This is a genomic window from Ulvibacterium sp., from assembly GCF_965228935.1.
Classification (GTDB): domain Bacteria; phylum Bacteroidota; class Bacteroidia; order Flavobacteriales; family Flavobacteriaceae; genus Ulvibacterium.
Map to the genome: position 1 here is coordinate 864,351 of NZ_OZ245846.1, position 17,613 is coordinate 881,963.

Here is a 17,613-nt window from a genome sequence, read left to right on the forward strand (position 1 = left end):
AACAAAACGTATCATGAAAAATATAGTACAAATATCCATTTTATCGACTTTGATCCTACTGGGGATGGCCCAGAAAGGGATTGGTCAGGAAAGAAAATTGCATAAGGCAAACAAGAAGTATAAAGAGCTGGCATTCGTGGAAGCTTCCAAAATATATACGGATGTTGCGGAATCTGGATACAAGTCCGTGGATTTCCTGAAGAAGCTGGGAAACAGCTATTATTTTAACGCAAAATACAAGGATGCCGCAAAATGGTACGAGGAATTGTTTTCCCAGACCCAAACAGTAGATCCGGTGTATTACATCCGTTATTCACAGTCGCTCAAGGCCATAGGTCTGGAAGAGCTCTCTTCCAAGTGGTTTGATAAATACTTGGGGGCCACGGAAATCTCGGAGAAAAAATACAAAAGTGTCGATGATTACATGAGAATCATTGAGGAAAACTCCGATCGCTACCAAATGGAACCTTTGTCCATCAATACCGAAGGGATAGAATTTGGTGCCACGTTTTCAAATAGAAGGATCATTTTTGCCTCCACGAGGGATACAGGTGCGGTTTTTAAAAGAATCAGTGCTTGGGAAGATTTACCTTTTTTAGATCTTTACGAGGCTCATCAAAAACCAGATGGTTCCTTAACCTCCCCAAAAAAATTGAGAGGTAAAATCAACTCCAAGGGCCATGAATCCACCCCTATTTTTACAAGGGATGGGAATACCATGTATTTTACGCGGAGTAACAACACACGGCGTATAAAAAAGACCAAGGACCAAGTTCAACATTTAAAGATATATCGGGCCCATTTAGTGAACGGTAAATGGACCGATATCGAGGATCTTTCCATTAATGGGGATAACTACTCCACGGCACACCCTGCTCTAAGCCCATCGGAAGACAAATTATATTTTGTGTCCAATATGCCGGGATCCATAGGTCAGACGGATATTTATGTGGCCCGGATCAATGCCGACAAATCTCTGGGCAAATCTGTTAATCTTGGAAAAAAAATAAATACAAAAGGCAGGGAATCCTTCCCGTTTATCACAGAAGATAATGAGCTATACTTTTCGTCCGATGGTCATTTTGGTCTTGGCGGATATGATGTGTTCTTCACTAGGCTGAACGGCACAGGCTTCGGTTCCTTGTTGAATGTCGGCAAACCTATCAATTCTTCCTTCGACGATTTCGCATTTGCCATAAAAGAGAAAAAAGGATTTGTGAGTTCAAATAGGCCTGGAGGTGCAGGTAGGGATGACATCTACGGCTTTATTGAGCTAAAGGATATAAAGGAACTTCTAGTAAGCAAAATCTACGGAACGGTCGTCGACAAGGATACTAAATTTCCATTGGTCAATTCCATCATAGATATTTTGGACGAGCAGGATAACCAAATTGCACAGCTACGGACAAATGCCGAAGGCCATTACGTGACAGAAGCGGATATCCATACCGGATATCATATAAAGGTTTCAAACGAAGGATATATGAGCGAACATGTTTTTTCCAAAAAGGATAGAAGGAACCGGGAGCATAATTTTGAGCTTTCCAAAGATACCCTCGATTTGAAGAAAGGTATTGATATTGCAAAAATTGTAAACGCTCGCGTGTATTTTGATTTGGACAAATCAGCGATACGATCGGATGCTGCCAGGGAACTGGAAAAAATTGTTACGATCATGAAAGCGTATCCCGAACTTAACATACATGTTCGCTCACATACGGACAGTAGGGCCAGGGATGGATATAACCTAGCATTATCCGAAAGACGCGCAAGGGCCACGGTGAATCACTTGATTAAAAGAGGTATCCAACGGACCAGGCTAAGCGGAAAAGGATATGGGGAAAAGGAATTGGTAAACCAGTGTTCCAATGGTATCAAGTGTAGCGAAGCACAGCATCAATTGAACAGAAGGTCGGAATTTATAATTGTGGAGTAGGATCCATTCCCTTAAAAATACTTCCCAAATCAAAAAAAGATGAATGATTTATTCGATTGGCTCGATAGTTTTACCTCTGAGGAACTCATCTATGTCATATTTGGGATACTGTTTTTAATGATTCTTGTCGGCATCCCTATGCAAATTAAGAATCACGGGTATCCCAAAAGAGATGTCCGATTTAGTTTGGGATTCAAAAGATTTGAAGGTCGAAGTGTATGGTCAATAATCAATGCTTCGAACTTAAGGAATACAATGGCATATTATAACATATTTAAAATCTTAATACGATGAAAAAAAAGGAAGAAGCAATATATTATGAAAGGTCAGAAGGTGCTGACAATCAATTTAAAAAAACAAATTTTGATGATAATCAATTGGAATATATAAAATTGTTCGTATCGGGTTGTCATCCTACGGAAATCCAAAAAAACATGAACCTTACCTCAGCGCAGTTGACAAATTTGAAAAGTAACATCCGATATAAGCTGGATGCTTCCAATGATTTTGAAATGATAAAGAGGGTTTTTACCTACGGAATACTCAAAAGAGAGGATTATGTAGAAAAGGAAATCAAGGATATTGCATTGAGAAAGGCCGCGGAAATAATCCATAGTGGAATGATTCAGAATTCCAAAGGAGTGGATCTATATGCCGAAGTCTATAATGCATTGTTATCTTTTTATCATGAACTGGAATATGATGAACTTTTGCTAAAAATGGACATTAAGGAAAATCGGCTTGCCAAGTAACGAGCTTACGTCTATAAAATGCCAGGGAAAACATTAGTTCATGGATTTTCCGTAATGCTCTCGGAGAGTTCCTTAAGGGAAGCTTTGTCAAGGATTTTCTTAGGGTTGTGTCTTGATGAAGAAGAGATTTTTCATAGCAATGAATGAGACACTGGTTTTTGGGATGTCTGCCTATATGGCTTTAAAAACTGCAAGAGCCATATCCGGATAGACTTTTTGGAGCAAAGTGGAAAAATGCCGGTCGAAAGATCGGCATTTTCTTTCTGCTCCCCCCTCTTGGTTCACCTTGCCTGCGGAACGGGCAGATAGGAACTGCTAAAGTTGGTATCAAACCGAGAATTAGCGAATATTAACCCGTAACCGAAGGTTATACCTGACTGTTAGCTACAAGTATAGCAGTGCTTATGCAATTGTTTTGGAAGACCTACTCCTTCAAATAAACAAGTCGCTCCAGCCTTGCCAGTTCCTTATCATCCACATATTTGCCAATTTCCTTTCTAAATTGCGCCATACTTGTATAAGGTCGGTATTCCTCAAATTCATGGGCCATACGGTTTCCCACTCCCGGTAGGGCCTTGATATCCTTTTCCGTGGCCGAATTCAGTTCTACCGGTACAAATACATAGTTTTCGTAGCGGGATACCTCATCCTCATCCACATATTTTCCAATTTCCCTCCTAAATTGCTGTATACTGGTGTACGGCCGGTACTCTTCAAACTCATGCGCCATACGGTCACCAACACCCGGTATCATCTTAAAATCCGCCTCGGCTGTGGTATTCAAATTAAACGGGACGAACACTTTCTTGTAGAGTTCTTCCTTAGTTTCATCCCCGACCAATACATCAAAATCGTTCATGCTTAGAAAAGGTCTTTTATCCAGAATTTGGGCTATCATTTCTTTTGAAAGTCCGATTCCGTCTAAATCCGCCTCAGTAGCGAGATTAGCATTCAAAACTGCCGTAGTTTTCGAATTTTCCGCTTTTTCATGGGTACGGGCATCACCGTTGGGTTCCGATGCTTCGACCGTTGTTTCTTTAGACGTATCCTTGCCTTTTGATTCTTTACAGGATACCATTACCGTACCGACCAATGCGAACGCTAAAAATAATTTTCCAAATTTTCTCATTTCCTTTGTTTTATAAGTATTAAATATGAATAACCAATCAATGCCAACACAATCATGCTAAAGGGTGCAAGTGCGGGCAACGCTCCTGATAAACTTTCCACAAAAAGATCCCAACCATTTACGGTGGGTTTCATTTCTTGTTCAAATTCATAATTGGCACGAAGATGCAAAAAGGCACCGTAAACCCCGCTGAGGGCCGTTACGACCAAAATTAGTTTGAAGAGGCCCATCGTCAAGTTCGTTCTTCGAAAAAAGAGAATGAATAGGGTCAAAATTGACGCCCCTATACAAAGGATCGGAATCAATTGTTGTGCCCCTTCGTAATGATCTAGCAAATACAATTCCAATACAGTACCGACCATCATGAATACGAAAGTCGCCAAAAGGATTCGTTTTAGACCTAAGTATCGAAATGTGCCTTGATTGTTTTGCATGGGAATCAAAAGTACATAGGAAAGCTGGGCCACAAAAATTATTTAGATAAATTCTAAATAAAATTATGTATTGGATATGAATGCTATAGTGTAAAACTTAAAATCTCGGAAGCATCAAGGAATCGACTTAAAACAATTCTTTTTTACCATAATCCTCACGCATAATCTTTATTATGTGCAAGCCCGACACAACCAAATGGCAATTCGGCTATCTATAAGAATAAGAGATAGAATTGTACAACGTAAAGGAGTATTTAAAAAACATCAAATGAAAAGGAAAGTTACGTATTTTGCCCTTAGCCTAATAGCGACCTTAGTTTTGGACGGATGTTCAAAAGATGGAGATGACCCAAGTCCAATTGAACTGGGAGTATGGATCTCATTGGATAAAAGCGACACCCTGGACTTTAGGACCCGGAATACTTTTTACAAATCGAACCAACATATGCAAAATGACTCCTACGATTACCAATTGTTGCCTAAGGACTCTATCCAAATCGGTTATAGGGGAAAGCTTTTCATTGCGGTAGAACCAACAAATCATAAATATTCCATGACCCAAGACGAACTGACCATAGACTTTGAGAGCCGGTCAAGTTTTGGATTTGACGACAAAATAATGACCTATACCAAGGAATAAAACAGATTTGGCCAATGCCTACGATTCTGGCCTCAACGTACTGTTCGATATTGGCAGGAATTATACCCAAGTCTGTTGGCGACCAATTGAATTTAAACCTTTATGATCATATCAAAGTCCGATGCGGTAGACATTACTTTGTCAATAATTTCCGGAGCAAGAGATTTTTCTATAGCATTTTCTTGATCTTCGGGAACACCTATCTGTTCAAAAAAATCTCGAAAACCTTTTGGACTATGGATATTTACCCATTTACATAATTTATCACTTTTGTTCGTGAAGGTATGTAAAGTCTTTGGCGGAATGTCGACAGATTCTCCCGCTTTTACAATCCTTGTATCACCATTTACGAAAAACTCCATTTCCCCTTCAATAATCAGGAATGTTTCCTTAAAGGAATTATGCAAATGCGGTGGTGGACCTTGAACTCCTGGTGGCGTTTCCGCCACCATAAGGTCATAATCTCCCATGGTTTCGTGTGGTGTTACCCTATGACCGAGTACCCATTTTGTATTTGTTGAATTCATTTATGAGATATTTGTCTCACAAACATAAAGATTCGTTTTATTATATCCAAGTTTTATGAGATATTTGTCTTATGAAAGACAATTATCTCAAGACAGGCAGAACCAATCAAAAAACAGAAACCCGAAGTAAAATTCTGATAAGTGCCCAATATTTTTTGAACAATGGGTTGAAATTTAATCTCGAAGATATAGCCAAAAAAACAGGTATTTCCAGGGCAACCGTGTACAGGTATTTTTCCAATGTTGATATATTGGCGGCAGAGGCGGGATTGGACGTAAATACTAAAAGTCCGGAAACAATTTATGAAAATCTTGAAGGAACCGACCTGGAGGATAGGGTTCTAGAAATCCAAAATTACTATAATACCCTTACCATTGACCACGAAAAGTTATTCCGAAAATATCTTAGTACTATTTTGGGCGCAACCGCTTCAACTCAAAAAAGAGGTGCTAGAAGAAAAAAAACATTGCGGTTGGTCTTGGAGAAAACAAACTTCACACCTGAGGAAAAAGAAAACCTTTCCAACCTTTTAACAATTTTAATGGGAATAGAACCCCTTATAGTTACAAAGGACGTTTGCGGTTTGGATAACCAAAAATCCATTGAACTTATGAAATGGGGAATCCAATTAATATTTAAGGGACTTATTGACCCTGAAAAATGAAAAGTCCATGGCTATCAACGTATGACCGCAATGAACAAGGATGGGTGTATAGAACGATGATTTCTTCCTAAAACCGCTTCCGACCAAAATAGTCACTCAAAAACCGAGACCGGAAGTCATATGAACCGTTAGTATCAAATCTTGCACAACCAGACATGAATTCGATTATCTAAAGGAACAGGGGATACAATTGTAGAAAGTTCAATAGTATATAAAAAACATAAGATAAAAAGGAAAGTTATGTATTTTGTTCTCCGTTCAATAGCGATCTTTGTTTTGAATGCGAGCACAGACGACAGGAAAGATCCAAATCCAATTGAACTGGGAATATGAATCTTATGAGACAAGAGCGACACCCTGGAATTTAGGATTTCCCGTGTTTTTTACAAATCGAACCGGCATGACTCTTACGATTACAAATTATTGTCCAAGAACTCGATTCTAATGGGTCATAGGGGAAAAGTTTTCTTTGGGGTAGGACGAAAAAATCACAAATATTCGGTAACCAAGACGAACCAATTATGAATTTTGAGAACCGGTCGAGTTTTGGATTTGACAACAAAATAATAACCTTTACAAAAGAATAATTCGGATGTGAGCGGTGGCTACGATTAATTCAAAACTGAAATCCGTTAAAAATGAAAGTTACAGCTGAAAAAAATGAAAAGATTGCAAAAATGACATTTGCATCCGTTTACCCACATTACGTGGATAAAGTGGAGAAGAAAGGTAGAACCAAGGATGAACTTCACCAAATAATAGAATGGTTGACCGGATTCGATGAAGCTCGTTTGCAAGAGCTAATTGAAGAGAAGGTAACCTTTGAAGCATTTTTTCAAAAAGCGGAATTACATCCAAATGCACCCCTTATCAAAGGCGTAATTTGTGGGTATCGAATTGAAGAAATAGACTTTGAACCGACAAGACAAGTACGATATTTGGATAAGTTGGTGGATGAATTGGCAAAAGGTCGTAAAATGGAGAAAATTTTACGTGAACATATATGAAATCAAATGACTGGAAAAATGAAAGCTCGTGCTTACACTATAGAATATCCATACCCGCCAAATACGATTACACCACATACATCAAACTTTGTAGCCAATTGGAACGAGCAATATGAATTCGGAAATACGAAATAGAAAAGGAGCAAGAAAGGCACAGGATATTCCTAAGGAAGTTTTGGAACTTCTGAACAATGGGCAAATCGAAACCGTAAACCTCACCGAGTGGTTGGCCATTGCGCATGTACTACTCATACAAGCGGTTTTTCCCAAACTGGGAATCGATCAAGACAAAATCGATCTGATCTCCAAGGAAATCGGGTCACAAAAAAAGCCTTCCGCAATGAATACGACCAAATTGGTCGGTTCGAGATTATATCAATTGTATTCCAAAACGGAAAATCTTGGCGAAATACTGGATAAACTGAGCGCTCATCCATCCGATTCCATACGTTCTTATGCCCCCTATCTGATCGGGTTAAACGAAAAAATGACCATTAACGAAAAACTGGGTCAATCACAAAAATTGGTAGCCGATAAGCATTTTGGTGTCAGGGAAGTGGTTTGGATGGGATTGCGACCCGAAATCGACAAAAATTTGGAAGAATCAATCGATATTTTAAGCGAATGGACAAATAGCGAAGATGAAAACATAAGACGATTTACAACAGAATCAACCCGACCGAGGGGCGTTTGGTGCAAGCATATTGAACGACTTAAAGAAAACCCTGAAATAGCACTACCGATTTTGGAAAACTTAAAATCCGATGACTCGAAATATGTTCAGGATAGTGTCGGGAATTGGTTGAACGATGCCAGTAAATCCAAGCCAGAATTCGTTATTGAACTTTGCGAGAGGTGGCAAAGGGAATCGGCAACAAAGGAAACAGCGAAAATTATTAAACGGGCAAGGCGAACAATCGATAAAAAATAAGGTTACTGAAGGTTATGCGAGACCGTTAGCTGCTATCCGATCAATCGCAAAACAAATACAGAAATGAAAAACTTAGCTTTTATAATTATAGTTGTCTTATGTCTTGGATGTAACGACAAGCATCGTGGTACCGATAAGGATCAAGTAAAAGGAAATGGTCACGGGCATCATAAGGAGGGACAATCCAAACACGGCTCGGCCAATGCGTATATGCATCGGTCTTCAGTAAAGGATTTAATCGAGCGATTCGAATCACCGGAACGGGATTCATATCAACACCCTCAAAAAGTATTGGAGCATTTAGGCGATATACAAGGGCAAACCATCGTGGATATTGGAGCCGGTTCCGGTTACTTCTCCGTAAAACTGGCGGAAAAAGGGGCAATAGTCATTGCGGCCGATGTAGATGAAAAGTTTCAGGAGTTTTTACAAAATCGAATCGAAAAGAACAATTTGAAGAACATTGAAACCCGTAAAATACCGTACGATTCTCCTAACCTGAAAGAAAAAGAGGCTGACATGGTACTCATTGTCAATACGTATCACCATATTGAAAACCGCTCCAATTATTTTGCCAAGGTAAAAAAGGGTACAAAACCTGACGGTGAGTTGGTCATTATCGATTTTTTCAAATCTGAAACCCCCGTTGGCCCTCCTCTGGACCATAAGTTACCCATTGATATCGTAGTCAACGAATTAAAAAAGGCGGGCTATTCCTCTTTTAACGTAAACGTAGATTTGCTTCCCTATCAATATATCATTAAAGCGAAGTAATACAATTATGTAAAAGACGGCAACGAACGATGTATAAAAACCATTGTCGGTAATCCAATAATCGAGCAAAAATGAAACTTGAACTCTATCAAATAGATGCGTTTACGGAGAATACATTCGGGGGAAACCCTGCTTGTGTGGTTCCTTTACATGATTGGTTACCAAATCATACCCTATTAAAAATAGCTCAGGAAAATGCGGTTGCGGAAACAGCATTTTTTGTGGATAGGGGCGATAAAATACATTTACGGTGGTTTACCCCGGAAATTGAAATGGATCTATGCGGACATGCAACACTTGCCACGGCCCATTGCTTAAAGTCCATTTTGAAGTATCCCAAAGACGACATCATCTTTGCAACCCAAAGCGGGGATTTAACCGTATCCCTAAAAAATGATCTATACAGTTTGGACTTTCCATCCCGGATGCCAATTTCTTCGGAGCTGCCCGATATAATTAGAAAATCGTTAAACATTGAACCGAAAGAAGTCTACAAATCAAGGGATTATATGTTGGTCTACGATACCGAGCAGGAGATCCAGAATATCAAAGTGGATAGGAACGTATTTGACCAAATAAACCTTGACCCGGGCGGGGTAATCGTGACGGCAAAAGGAGAACGTTGTGATTTTGTATCGAGATTTTTTACACCGCAAGCCTCAATTTTGGAAGACCCGGTAACCGGTTCGGCACATTGCTCGTTAATTCCATTTTGGTCATCACGGCTTGGAAGGAACAAGTTAAATGCCCTACAAATTTCCGATAGAGTCGGGAAACTTTATTGCCAAAACAAAAAGGATAGGGTAATCATAGGCGGAAAAGCAAAAACCTACTCGATAGGCAACTTATGGACGGAATAAAGTGACAGTAACCAGAACTCTATGAGATTCGAAAGTATAAAAGAATTTAATACGTATACCAACCTTCGATTACCCAAGCATGATCTAATCGACATAGGCGAGTATCCCAATGATTTCCTGTTGTCATCCCCATCGGTTTATCCCAATTTCTATCGCATTTCCATAAAATATGGATTGGAAAATGACAGGGAAAAGGGCTTTATGTATTTTTCGAGTCCCAACCAACCTATTGAATGGAAAACGGACACACCTTGGAAGGGATATTTTATTAATATTACGGAAGACCTGATTTCAAATAATCAGCACTTGGAATATTCTTTCCTAAACTATGGCCTGCATGAACCGCTTTTTCTAAAAAGGGAAGAAGAGATTGTCATTACCCATCAGTTTAAAGCGGCATTGGAAGAGTACAATAAAGCGGCTTTTTCCAAGGACTTGGTCCTTGCCTATTGTAATGTAATCTTTGCCCACGTGGCCCAGTTTTACAAAAGACAGTTCGGCGAACGAAAAGAGCGGTATAGTCAACTGGTCAACGATTTCTTTTCCCTTCTGGATAACTACTACGGCAAAGATGGCGGACCGGTTCAGCCTTCCGTAAACTACTTTGCCAACCAATTGAACGTAACACCAAACTACTTGAGTGATGTGATTAAATTTTACTCGGGAAAACCTGCCCTAGAGCATATTCATCAGCATATCGTGAAGGTGGCAAAATCTATGTTGATGCAGAAGAAATCTACTATTTCCGAAATTGCCTATCAACTTGGCTTTGAATATCCCAACTATTTTTCCCGACTATTTCGCAAAATAACCGGAGTCTCTCCCTCTAATTTTTCCAACCTGTAATTTGTATCCTATTTACCTGAATTTGTTTTCTTAGTTTTCAAGTGAATCGGAAGACCTTTGTTCTGCATTATTCACTAAAAAACAAATGTCATGTTCGAAAAAACACTGGAGTATTCAATTGATGGCACTTTAAGGGGTAGAATGGGCGAAGAGGCCTACAACAAAGCAATAGCGCAGCAAAAAACAATATCAGGGGAAGCATATGGGACAATTAAGTATTTGGCGGAGTTTGCAGTTCGTCCCATGTTCAGGACACCGGTTCATAAAACGCCTGCGGACCATGGTATGGATATCTGGGAGGATATTTGTTTTCCATCAAGCGATGGCACTCCCCTTGAGGGTTGGTATATCCCTTCCGTACATGGAGAGTCGGACAAATTAATCGTCATCAACCACCCGATGCCCATGAGCCGCTCAGGTTTTACCGGGCATTTTGGTGAACCCTTTTCGGGCGTAGATACATTGGAAATCGATTTTGTAGCACATATGTCACATCTATCAAAGGCAGGTTATAACATTTTGGCTTATGATCTGAGAAACCACGGTACCAGTGGAGCCGCCAATGGAGGGATTTGTGGCATCGGGCGTTATGAGTGGCGCGATGTGGTAGGTGCCCAGCAATATGTAAATAATCATCCGAAACTAAGCAAGATGAAATGTGGGCTATATAACAGATGTACGGGTGGTAACGCAGCCTATGAGGCCATGTACAGACATCCTGAATTGTTTGAAGATATCAAATGCTTTTTCGGCCCATTAACGGTTTCCATGACCGCATTAATGACTTCTTTTGCCGGTTTGATGGGATTGGACCAATACATGGAGTTAATGGATTTGGAACAGCTAAAATTAGGCGGTTTTACCAACGGGGAAATGCGTCCCCAAGATTATTCCCATGCGGTAAAAGTCCCTTATTTCATGGCCCAAGTTCTAAATGATGTTTGGACGGACAACCCCAAGGATGCCCAAGAAATCTTTGATGCTATCAGTTCGGAGGAGAAAGAGTTATTCTGGATCGAGGGGACGAATCGCAGGTTTGATGGATATAACTACTTTGGTGTCAACCCTGAGAAAATGATCGCTTTCTTTGATAAGCACATGAAGTAATAACTATAGCCAACAAGATAAAAATGGTAACGGTTTGGGTGGAGGCTCAAACCGTTTTTGCATTTAATTAAGTATCTTGTTAGCTCAAGCAACTATAGCTTACATCCTTACTGTTATTGCTTGAAACCGTTAGCCACAACCAAAATAAGGGAAACGTAAAATGGAAAATAGCTATCCGAAAATGTATTTGTACAAGAGAATAGTTCAGGCGAAACTATTTATAGACCACAATTTTTGTGATAAAATTGACCTTGACAATATTTCGGACGAATCCCATTTTTCTAAATTTCATTTTATCCGACTTTTTAAGGACATTTATGGAAAGACCCCACATAAATATTTGACTTCTGTAAGGATAGAAGAAGCCAAACAGCGTTTAAACAAAGGAATTTCAATTATGGAATCTTGTTTTGCCGTTGGGTTCGATAGTCCGAGTTCGTTTACGGGACTTTTCAAAAAGGAAGTTGGTTTGACCCCGACGGAATATCAATCCCGACAATTACAAAGAAAAGTGGAGATAACGGACAAGCCTTTGAGATTTATTCCAAATTGTTTTGCCGAGACCAAAGGTTGGACAAAGAATAGCAATTTTCAAGAAGTGGTTTAGATGTTGGTTGATGAGCTTTGAGGCTCACAATTAAAATTTGGAAAAATGATTACAAAACTGAACCATGTTAGCGTATTTGTACTAAATCAGGACAGTGCATTGGACTTTTATGTGAACAAATTGGGTTTTAAAATTCATACCGATGCCCCTATGGGTCCTGGTATGCGTTGGCTCACCGTTTGTCCACCGGAACAACCCGAACTTGAAATCTCTTTGATGCCCATAGAAGATGGCATGATGTTTAAAGACGGAGCAGCCGAACAAATGAAAGAATTGGTCAAAAAAGGCACATTTGGTTTTGGCGTTTTCGAATGTAACGATTTGCTTGCAACGTATGAGGAGTTAAGGACTAAAGGTGTAGTTTTTAAGAAAGAGCCGACCAAGGAATTTTATGCCTACGAAGCTTTGTTCGTTGATGACTCCGGGAACTGGTTTTCCTTGTGTGAGAAAAAGAAAGAATAAGGCTTCAGCTACCATTGTACAACCCTAATTTGTCATACGATGGGCTCTGCCCATAATCGCAGGTTGGACAACCTAAAGAGCAGGAGAGCTTTCCGACCAGAAGTATAAAAAGAAAAAGGCCATCCGTGCAAACGGGTGGCTTTGGTCTCGCCTACGCCCCCTTGCTGTTCCACTTTTAGTCTCCGCTAAGGTATTGCTTAACAGGGATTCCCGCCACTGATTGCCGACCTTTAATCGATGAAAATCAATTGAACCAAGGGAATCATTTGGTAGCGCGCCATCTTTGATTCTTTGGTTGGTTGACTTAAATAATCCAAAATCTAGTTTTCTATAGTATCTTTACTCAATAGGCTCGTCCGTGAATGATTTTAAGGTGTCATTAGCACTAAATTACGCACGATGAGCGTCTTTTTTCTTTAACAACCTTTATCTATGGCAATTCGATTCGTTTTATAAAAAAATCCACCTGTTAAATAAAATCAGATGCAACCACTGAAAACTCTCCCCTTTTTTGGCAACGGGTACCCTGTAAAAAACCTGTTGCTTCTTGCTATTTTGTTCTTTTTCTATGCGGGAATATCCCAAACGGCCCCAATCGCCTCGGAAGGTCCCGGTCCGGTGCTGAACGAAATCCGTCTTGTTCGGCAGGTTCCGGTGCCCATGCGGGATGGAATCCTCCTTTATGCCGATATCTATCGTCCTGCCAAACTAGGAAAGTATCCGGTCATCGTCACCCGTAGTCCGTATGGTTTGCAACGCATCGGTGTTCACCATGAGCGGATGATGAAATTTGCGCAGCGGGGCTACATAGGAATCGTACAGGATGTACGGGGACGTTATGAAAGCGAGGGAAAGTGGGAGCCTTTCCGTGATGAGGCCAAAGATGGCCACGATACCATCGAGTGGATCGCCGAACAGGATTTTTCGAATGGAAAGATTGCCATGCAGGGTGGTTCCTACCTAGGGCATAACCAATGGGCAGCCGCCAGTCAGAGCCCTCCCAGCCTCGATGCCATCTTTCCCTCCGTGGCCTCGACCAACCTGTATGCCAACTGGATTACCATGGGAGGCGCCTTTCGGCTAAGTTTTAATTTTGGATGGGGTGCGGTACGTATGCCCAACCGCATCATGTTGCCTCAACTTTGGCATACCTCCGATTTTACTCCCGAGGAATTAAAATATGAAAATATCTTGATGCACCTTCCCCTGAAAAATGGCGACTTGCAGAGTGCGGGTTATGCGGTTCAGCACTACCGGGATTGGCTGGCCCATGAGAGTTATGACAGCTATTGGAAGGCCATCAGTGACGAGGAACGTTTTGATAAGGTGATGGTCCCCGCCTATAACACTGGAGGCTGGTTCGATATATTCCTTATGGGCACCTTAAACGGGTATACGGGAATGAAAAAATACGGTGGAACAAAAGCCGCCCGCGCCGGTACCAAGTTGCTCGTTGGACCCTGGGGCCATGGTCCCGGAACTCGGTTTGGAGACCTGGAATTCGGGGACCATGCCTACATCGATATTTTTGAGGAAGAGCTTCGCTATTACGATTTTCACCTAAAAGGAATCGACAACGGGCTGGATAAGGAACTACCGGTAAAAATATTTTACATGGGCGAAAATTCTTGGCGGGAGGAAAAGGACTGGCCTATCCCAGGAACACAATACAAGGAGCTGTACCTTACGGGAGACGGGCCTGCCAACAGCCTGCGCGGCTCCGGTGAGCTTACCTTCGATAAACCCGTTAGCATTGGCACCGACCAGTATACCTACGATCCCAACCTACCCGTAATGACCTACGGGGGAAATAATTGTTGTGGTACCCCTACCATTGCCGGGCCGAAGGATCAGCGAATCATAGAACGTAGAAACGACGTTTTGGTCTATACTTCGGATTTCCTGACCGAACCGGTGACCGTGGCCGGCCCGATTACCATGAAGCTGTACGCCGCTACCGACGGACCGGACACCGACTGGATGATCAAGCTTGTAGACGTGTATCCGGATGGCGGTGCCTATCCGGTATCGGAGGGTATTCTGCGGGCCCGCTTTAAGGATGGCTTGGATAAAATAAACCTGCTTACCCCAAACCAGGTTTACGAATTCGAAATTGAAATGACAGGAACCGCGAACGTATTTCAGCCCGGCCACCGTATCCGGGTAGACATTACTTCCAGTAACTTCCCACAGTTTGATCGTAATCCCAATACGGGCAAACCCCTCGGAGAGGATGCGGAGGTCCGCGTCGCCCAACAAACCATCCACCATGGGGGAAAGCGACCCAGTCATATCGTATTGCCCCTTGTTCCCGGATTTTAAACCCTGGGTTAGGATAGCGCTAAAAAAATTACAAAAATGAAAACGGCCCTTACTTAATGGGAGGGCCGCTTGGAAGCGGCATGGCTTTACCAGCTTACTCCCCCTGCTGGGCTCGAACCGGCGACCCTATGATTAAAAGCTCCAATTTTGAGATATATTCCAATTTATTAACCACATTAAATATTACCTATCAATGATTTAAACTAAACACCCCTCCTAATATTCAAGTTTATATCTTAAAGATTGATTACAAAAGCTTTAATTTCAAATAGGCCAAGGAAATGAATATCTTCTAACCAATCATTCTAACAGCTGAAGATCAGAATTGGATTCCAAGAAATCGTAATTATTGAAACCACTAAAAAAGACCAGAAATGAGACACCCTTGCAACAGAGAGCCTGCTATTGTATTTGTGTCTTATCTTAGAAAGTGGCCGTATTTTGACACCAAAAGATTATGATTTAAGGTATAATCAATGGGAAGAATGTGATTCGAATAATTTAATCTATTCTATAAGCCAAATAGCAGATTAGATTATAAATTAACAAGGTTTGAAAAATTTGGTATAGCTGTTTTTCTAATGTTTTGAATAATATTTCACTAAGAATAAAAACGTCACAACAATAGGAAATTTGCACATCTTTTATCTTTGTGATCAGATAATAATCTGACATGAGGTTTAATGTTATCTTTTTCGTCATTCTAATAGTATCGGGGTATCTACATGGGCAAAACCATGAGACCACTGTAGATAGCCTTGAACGAGTTTTGAAAGGACTTCCCGCTCCGAATAAAGATCGTGTCGATGCCTTGAACGATCTGGGCTATCGTTATTGGATTGTCAACTCAAACAAATCGATTGCCAATGGTTCTGAGGCATTGACGTTGGCAGAAAAACTGAACTATCCACATGGTATTGCCATGGCTAAACGAGTTCTTGGAGTGGCCTATTGGACACTCGGCAAACCCAAACTTGCCCTCGAAAATTTGACCGACTGCCAAAATGCATATTCGGAAATCGGGGATCTGGAGGGTGCGGCAAATTGTTTGATGAACAGCGGAATGGTCTATGCCGATATCGGAGATTTGGACAAGGCGTTGGATATTTATGAAAGTTCAATCGAAAAGTTCACTAAGCTTAATTTAAAATCACGTATAGCCACCACCTTTAACAAAATTGGTTTGGTGCTCATACAAGAAAATCAATTGCCGGAAGCAAGGGAGTATCTAACCAATGCACTGAATATGCATTCCGATGACGGTTTTTTTTATGGTATGGCTGAATCCCATAATTTACTGGGCAGACTTTTTATCCTTGAAAATGAGTTGGAACAAGCCGACTACCATTTGAAAAAAGCAACAGCTCTTGGAGATAATGTGAATGATGTAGACGGATTTATTGGAAATCTTATACAATATGGAAAATTACAGCGCCTAAGGGGAGAATATGAGGATTCTGAAAATCTATTGTTGGAAGCTTTGGAAAAAGCTACGCAAAATAAACTACGCAAATACATCTTAGAAGCCTATAAAGAACTTAAACTCCTAAAAAAAGAGCAAGGGCAATTGGAAGTATCACTTTCCTTTTACGATGCATTTATTAAACTAAGGGATTCAATCTATGATACCGACAAATCCAAACAGATTGCAGCGTTGGAATTCAATAACGAACTTACCAATAAGGAAAAAGAAATTGAATTGCTTCAAGAAAGCCGACATTCACGGACATTAATGAACGTTTTTCTATCTCTTTTACTGGTAACACTGGCCATTACGGCATTACTTATGTTACGACATCAAAAGCAACGTGAAAAAAAGGAAACCGAACTTTTAAGATCAAAAGAGGCATTGGCCCGAACGGAACTCGAAAACGCAGCTTTGAAGCAACGGGAATTGCGTCAACAATTAGATTTCAAAAACAAAGAGCTTACTTCGTACACCTTAAATTTTGCTCAAAAAAATGAACTGTTTCTACAACTGCTTGAAAGCATAAATCTACTTGAAGATACAACCCAGAGCAAACGAACAAAGTTGCTTTCTGAAATAAAGGGTACCATAAAACAGCAGGTAAACGTTGATAGGGATTGGGAAGATTTTAGACGTCATTTTGAAGAGGTCCATACCGACTTTTATAGTAGGTTGAAAGAATTGCATCCTAAAATAAGTGCAAACGATTTAAAAATTTCTTCGCTCACCCGGCTGAATTTAAGTATAAAGGAAACAGCAAATATTCTAGGCATTTCACCCGAAAGTGTAAAAACTGCACGCTATCGCCTTCGAAAAAAATTGGGAATAGCGCCCGACAAAGAACTTTTGGACTACTTTTTGGACATTGAAAAAGGGTAATCACACCCTCTCGCTCCATTTTATAAAGTTAAAATTTAGTACTTTATAAAAACCTTATTATCAGATATTTGACATTTTTTGTCTACCTCATGTCCCTCAAAGTTTAAGACAATCTTTTTTTTGTCCACTTCACATAATGCGCTGTACACTACCGGTCTACTCTCTTTATTTTCACCCTGTTGACTTTTGAAATACATTTGCCCTCCGAAAATTAAATCAAGAAAAATGAACAGTCCAAAAAGAACAATCGAAGACCGTACGACCGTA

At 40.5% G+C, this 17,613-nt stretch carries 17 protein-coding genes; 14 read left to right on the forward strand and 3 right to left on the reverse strand.

What is annotated here, in order from left to right; translation table 11 throughout:
- Positions 1 to 13: 13 nt before the first annotated feature.
- Positions 14 to 1,936: an OmpA family protein gene (locus ACO06Y_RS03695; protein WP_422082482.1), complete on the forward strand. Its 1,923-nt coding sequence runs from the start codon at positions 14 to 16 to the stop codon at positions 1,934 to 1,936.
- Positions 1,937 to 2,226: 290 nt separating this feature from the next.
- Entirely contained in the window at positions 2,227 to 2,688 is a 462-nt protein-coding gene (locus tag ACO06Y_RS03700; RefSeq protein ID WP_422082483.1) for a hypothetical protein, read from the forward strand.
- Between the two features lie 424 nt (positions 2,689 to 3,112).
- Here the strand turns inward: ACO06Y_RS03700 and ACO06Y_RS03705 are convergent, their stop codons facing one another.
- Positions 3,113 to 3,817, reverse strand: coding sequence for a hypothetical protein (locus ACO06Y_RS03705; protein ID WP_422082484.1), 705 nt, complete (start codon positions 3,815 to 3,817; stop codon positions 3,113 to 3,115).
- Entirely contained in the window at positions 3,814 to 4,284 is a 471-nt protein-coding gene (locus ACO06Y_RS03710) for a hypothetical protein (RefSeq protein WP_422082485.1), read from the reverse strand. Before ACO06Y_RS03710 ends, ACO06Y_RS03705 begins: the two co-directional genes overlap by 4 nt.
- Before the next feature lie 235 nt (positions 4,285 to 4,519).
- On the opposite strand from ACO06Y_RS03710, the gene ACO06Y_RS03715 reads away from it, so the two are divergent.
- Positions 4,520 to 4,891, forward strand: coding sequence for a hypothetical protein (locus tag ACO06Y_RS03715; RefSeq protein WP_422082486.1), 372 nt, complete (start codon positions 4,520 to 4,522; stop codon positions 4,889 to 4,891).
- 92 nt (positions 4,892 to 4,983) lie between these two features.
- Here the strand turns inward: ACO06Y_RS03715 and ACO06Y_RS03720 are convergent, their stop codons facing one another.
- On the reverse strand, positions 4,984 to 5,418 hold the full coding sequence (locus ACO06Y_RS03720) for a cupin domain-containing protein (RefSeq protein ID WP_422082487.1): 435 nt from the start codon (positions 5,416 to 5,418) through the stop codon (positions 4,984 to 4,986).
- 71 nt (positions 5,419 to 5,489) lie between these two features.
- Between ACO06Y_RS03720 and ACO06Y_RS03725 the strand changes: the two genes are divergently transcribed.
- From ACO06Y_RS03725 to ACO06Y_RS03775, 11 genes are all read left to right on the forward strand, one after another.
- Positions 5,490 to 6,083 carry a TetR/AcrR family transcriptional regulator gene (locus tag ACO06Y_RS03725; RefSeq protein ID WP_422082488.1) on the forward strand — a complete coding sequence of 198 codons (594 nt, stop codon included), beginning with the start codon at positions 5,490 to 5,492 and terminating at the stop codon, positions 6,081 to 6,083.
- A 638-nt stretch (positions 6,084 to 6,721) separates the two neighbouring features.
- On the forward strand, positions 6,722 to 7,090 hold the full coding sequence (locus tag ACO06Y_RS03730) for a DUF2200 domain-containing protein (protein WP_422082489.1): 369 nt from the start codon (positions 6,722 to 6,724) through the stop codon (positions 7,088 to 7,090).
- A gap of 112 nt (positions 7,091 to 7,202) precedes the next feature.
- Positions 7,203 to 8,021, forward strand: a complete 819-nt coding sequence (locus tag ACO06Y_RS03735; RefSeq protein ID WP_422082490.1) for a DNA alkylation repair protein — start codon at positions 7,203 to 7,205, stop codon at positions 8,019 to 8,021.
- Between the two features lie 63 nt (positions 8,022 to 8,084).
- On the forward strand, positions 8,085 to 8,795 hold the full coding sequence (locus tag ACO06Y_RS03740; protein ID WP_422082491.1) for a class I SAM-dependent methyltransferase: 711 nt from the start codon (positions 8,085 to 8,087) through the stop codon (positions 8,793 to 8,795).
- A 71-nt stretch (positions 8,796 to 8,866) separates the two neighbouring features.
- Positions 8,867 to 9,655, forward strand: a complete 789-nt coding sequence (locus ACO06Y_RS03745; RefSeq protein ID WP_422082492.1) for a PhzF family phenazine biosynthesis protein — start codon at positions 8,867 to 8,869, stop codon at positions 9,653 to 9,655.
- A 21-nt stretch (positions 9,656 to 9,676) separates the two neighbouring features.
- Positions 9,677 to 10,501: a helix-turn-helix domain-containing protein gene (locus tag ACO06Y_RS03750; RefSeq protein ID WP_422082493.1), complete on the forward strand. Its 825-nt coding sequence runs from the start codon at positions 9,677 to 9,679 to the stop codon at positions 10,499 to 10,501.
- A gap of 90 nt (positions 10,502 to 10,591) precedes the next feature.
- Positions 10,592 to 11,608, forward strand: a complete 1,017-nt coding sequence (locus tag ACO06Y_RS03755; protein ID WP_422082495.1) for an alpha/beta hydrolase family protein — start codon at positions 10,592 to 10,594, stop codon at positions 11,606 to 11,608.
- Positions 11,609 to 11,768: 160 nt separating this feature from the next.
- Complete coding sequence (locus ACO06Y_RS03760; protein ID WP_422082496.1) at positions 11,769 to 12,215, forward strand: helix-turn-helix domain-containing protein; 447 nt, start codon at positions 11,769 to 11,771, stop codon at positions 12,213 to 12,215.
- A 45-nt stretch (positions 12,216 to 12,260) separates the two neighbouring features.
- The gene (locus ACO06Y_RS03765) at positions 12,261 to 12,677 is read left to right on the forward strand and encodes a VOC family protein (RefSeq protein ID WP_422082497.1); all 417 of its coding nucleotides are present in this window, start codon (positions 12,261 to 12,263) and stop codon (positions 12,675 to 12,677) included.
- 483 nt (positions 12,678 to 13,160) lie between these two features.
- Complete coding sequence (locus ACO06Y_RS03770) at positions 13,161 to 14,999, forward strand: CocE/NonD family hydrolase (protein WP_422082498.1); 1,839 nt, start codon at positions 13,161 to 13,163, stop codon at positions 14,997 to 14,999.
- A 673-nt stretch (positions 15,000 to 15,672) separates the two neighbouring features.
- The gene (locus tag ACO06Y_RS03775; RefSeq protein ID WP_422082499.1) at positions 15,673 to 17,346 is read left to right on the forward strand and encodes a tetratricopeptide repeat protein; all 1,674 of its coding nucleotides are present in this window, start codon (positions 15,673 to 15,675) and stop codon (positions 17,344 to 17,346) included.
- Positions 17,347 to 17,613 lie beyond the last annotated feature (267 nt).

What these genes read in the sequence shown, in the direction of transcription:
- ACO06Y_RS03775 (WP_422082499.1), top strand. Translation starts at nt 15,673, where the DNA reads ATGAGGTTTAATGTTATCTTTTTCGTCATTCTAATAGTATCGGGGTAT.
- ACO06Y_RS03750 (WP_422082493.1), top strand. Translation starts at nt 9,677, where the DNA reads ATGAGATTCGAAAGTATAAAAGAATTTAATACGTATACCAACCTTCGA.
- ACO06Y_RS03755 (WP_422082495.1), top strand. Translation starts at nt 10,592, where the DNA reads ATGTTCGAAAAAACACTGGAGTATTCAATTGATGGCACTTTAAGGGGT.
- ACO06Y_RS03760 (WP_422082496.1), top strand. Translation starts at nt 11,769, where the DNA reads ATGGAAAATAGCTATCCGAAAATGTATTTGTACAAGAGAATAGTTCAG.
- ACO06Y_RS03695 (WP_422082482.1), top strand. Translation starts at nt 14, where the DNA reads ATGAAAAATATAGTACAAATATCCATTTTATCGACTTTGATCCTACTG.
- ACO06Y_RS03745 (WP_422082492.1), top strand. Translation starts at nt 8,867, where the DNA reads ATGAAACTTGAACTCTATCAAATAGATGCGTTTACGGAGAATACATTC.
- ACO06Y_RS03720 (WP_422082487.1), bottom strand. Translation starts at nt 5,418, where the DNA reads ATGAATTCAACAAATACAAAATGGGTACTCGGTCATAGGGTAACACCA.
- ACO06Y_RS03740 (WP_422082491.1), top strand. Translation starts at nt 8,085, where the DNA reads ATGAAAAACTTAGCTTTTATAATTATAGTTGTCTTATGTCTTGGATGT.
- ACO06Y_RS03700 (WP_422082483.1), top strand. Translation starts at nt 2,227, where the DNA reads ATGAAAAAAAAGGAAGAAGCAATATATTATGAAAGGTCAGAAGGTGCT.
- ACO06Y_RS03705 (WP_422082484.1), bottom strand. Translation starts at nt 3,817, where the DNA reads ATGAGAAAATTTGGAAAATTATTTTTAGCGTTCGCATTGGTCGGTACG.
- ACO06Y_RS03715 (WP_422082486.1), top strand. Translation starts at nt 4,520, where the DNA reads ATGAAAAGGAAAGTTACGTATTTTGCCCTTAGCCTAATAGCGACCTTA.
- ACO06Y_RS03730 (WP_422082489.1), top strand. Translation starts at nt 6,722, where the DNA reads ATGAAAGTTACAGCTGAAAAAAATGAAAAGATTGCAAAAATGACATTT.
- ACO06Y_RS03765 (WP_422082497.1), top strand. Translation starts at nt 12,261, where the DNA reads ATGATTACAAAACTGAACCATGTTAGCGTATTTGTACTAAATCAGGAC.
- ACO06Y_RS03735 (WP_422082490.1), top strand. Translation starts at nt 7,203, where the DNA reads ATGAATTCGGAAATACGAAATAGAAAAGGAGCAAGAAAGGCACAGGAT.
- ACO06Y_RS03725 (WP_422082488.1), top strand. Translation starts at nt 5,490, where the DNA reads ATGAAAGACAATTATCTCAAGACAGGCAGAACCAATCAAAAAACAGAA.
- ACO06Y_RS03770 (WP_422082498.1), top strand. Translation starts at nt 13,161, where the DNA reads ATGCAACCACTGAAAACTCTCCCCTTTTTTGGCAACGGGTACCCTGTA.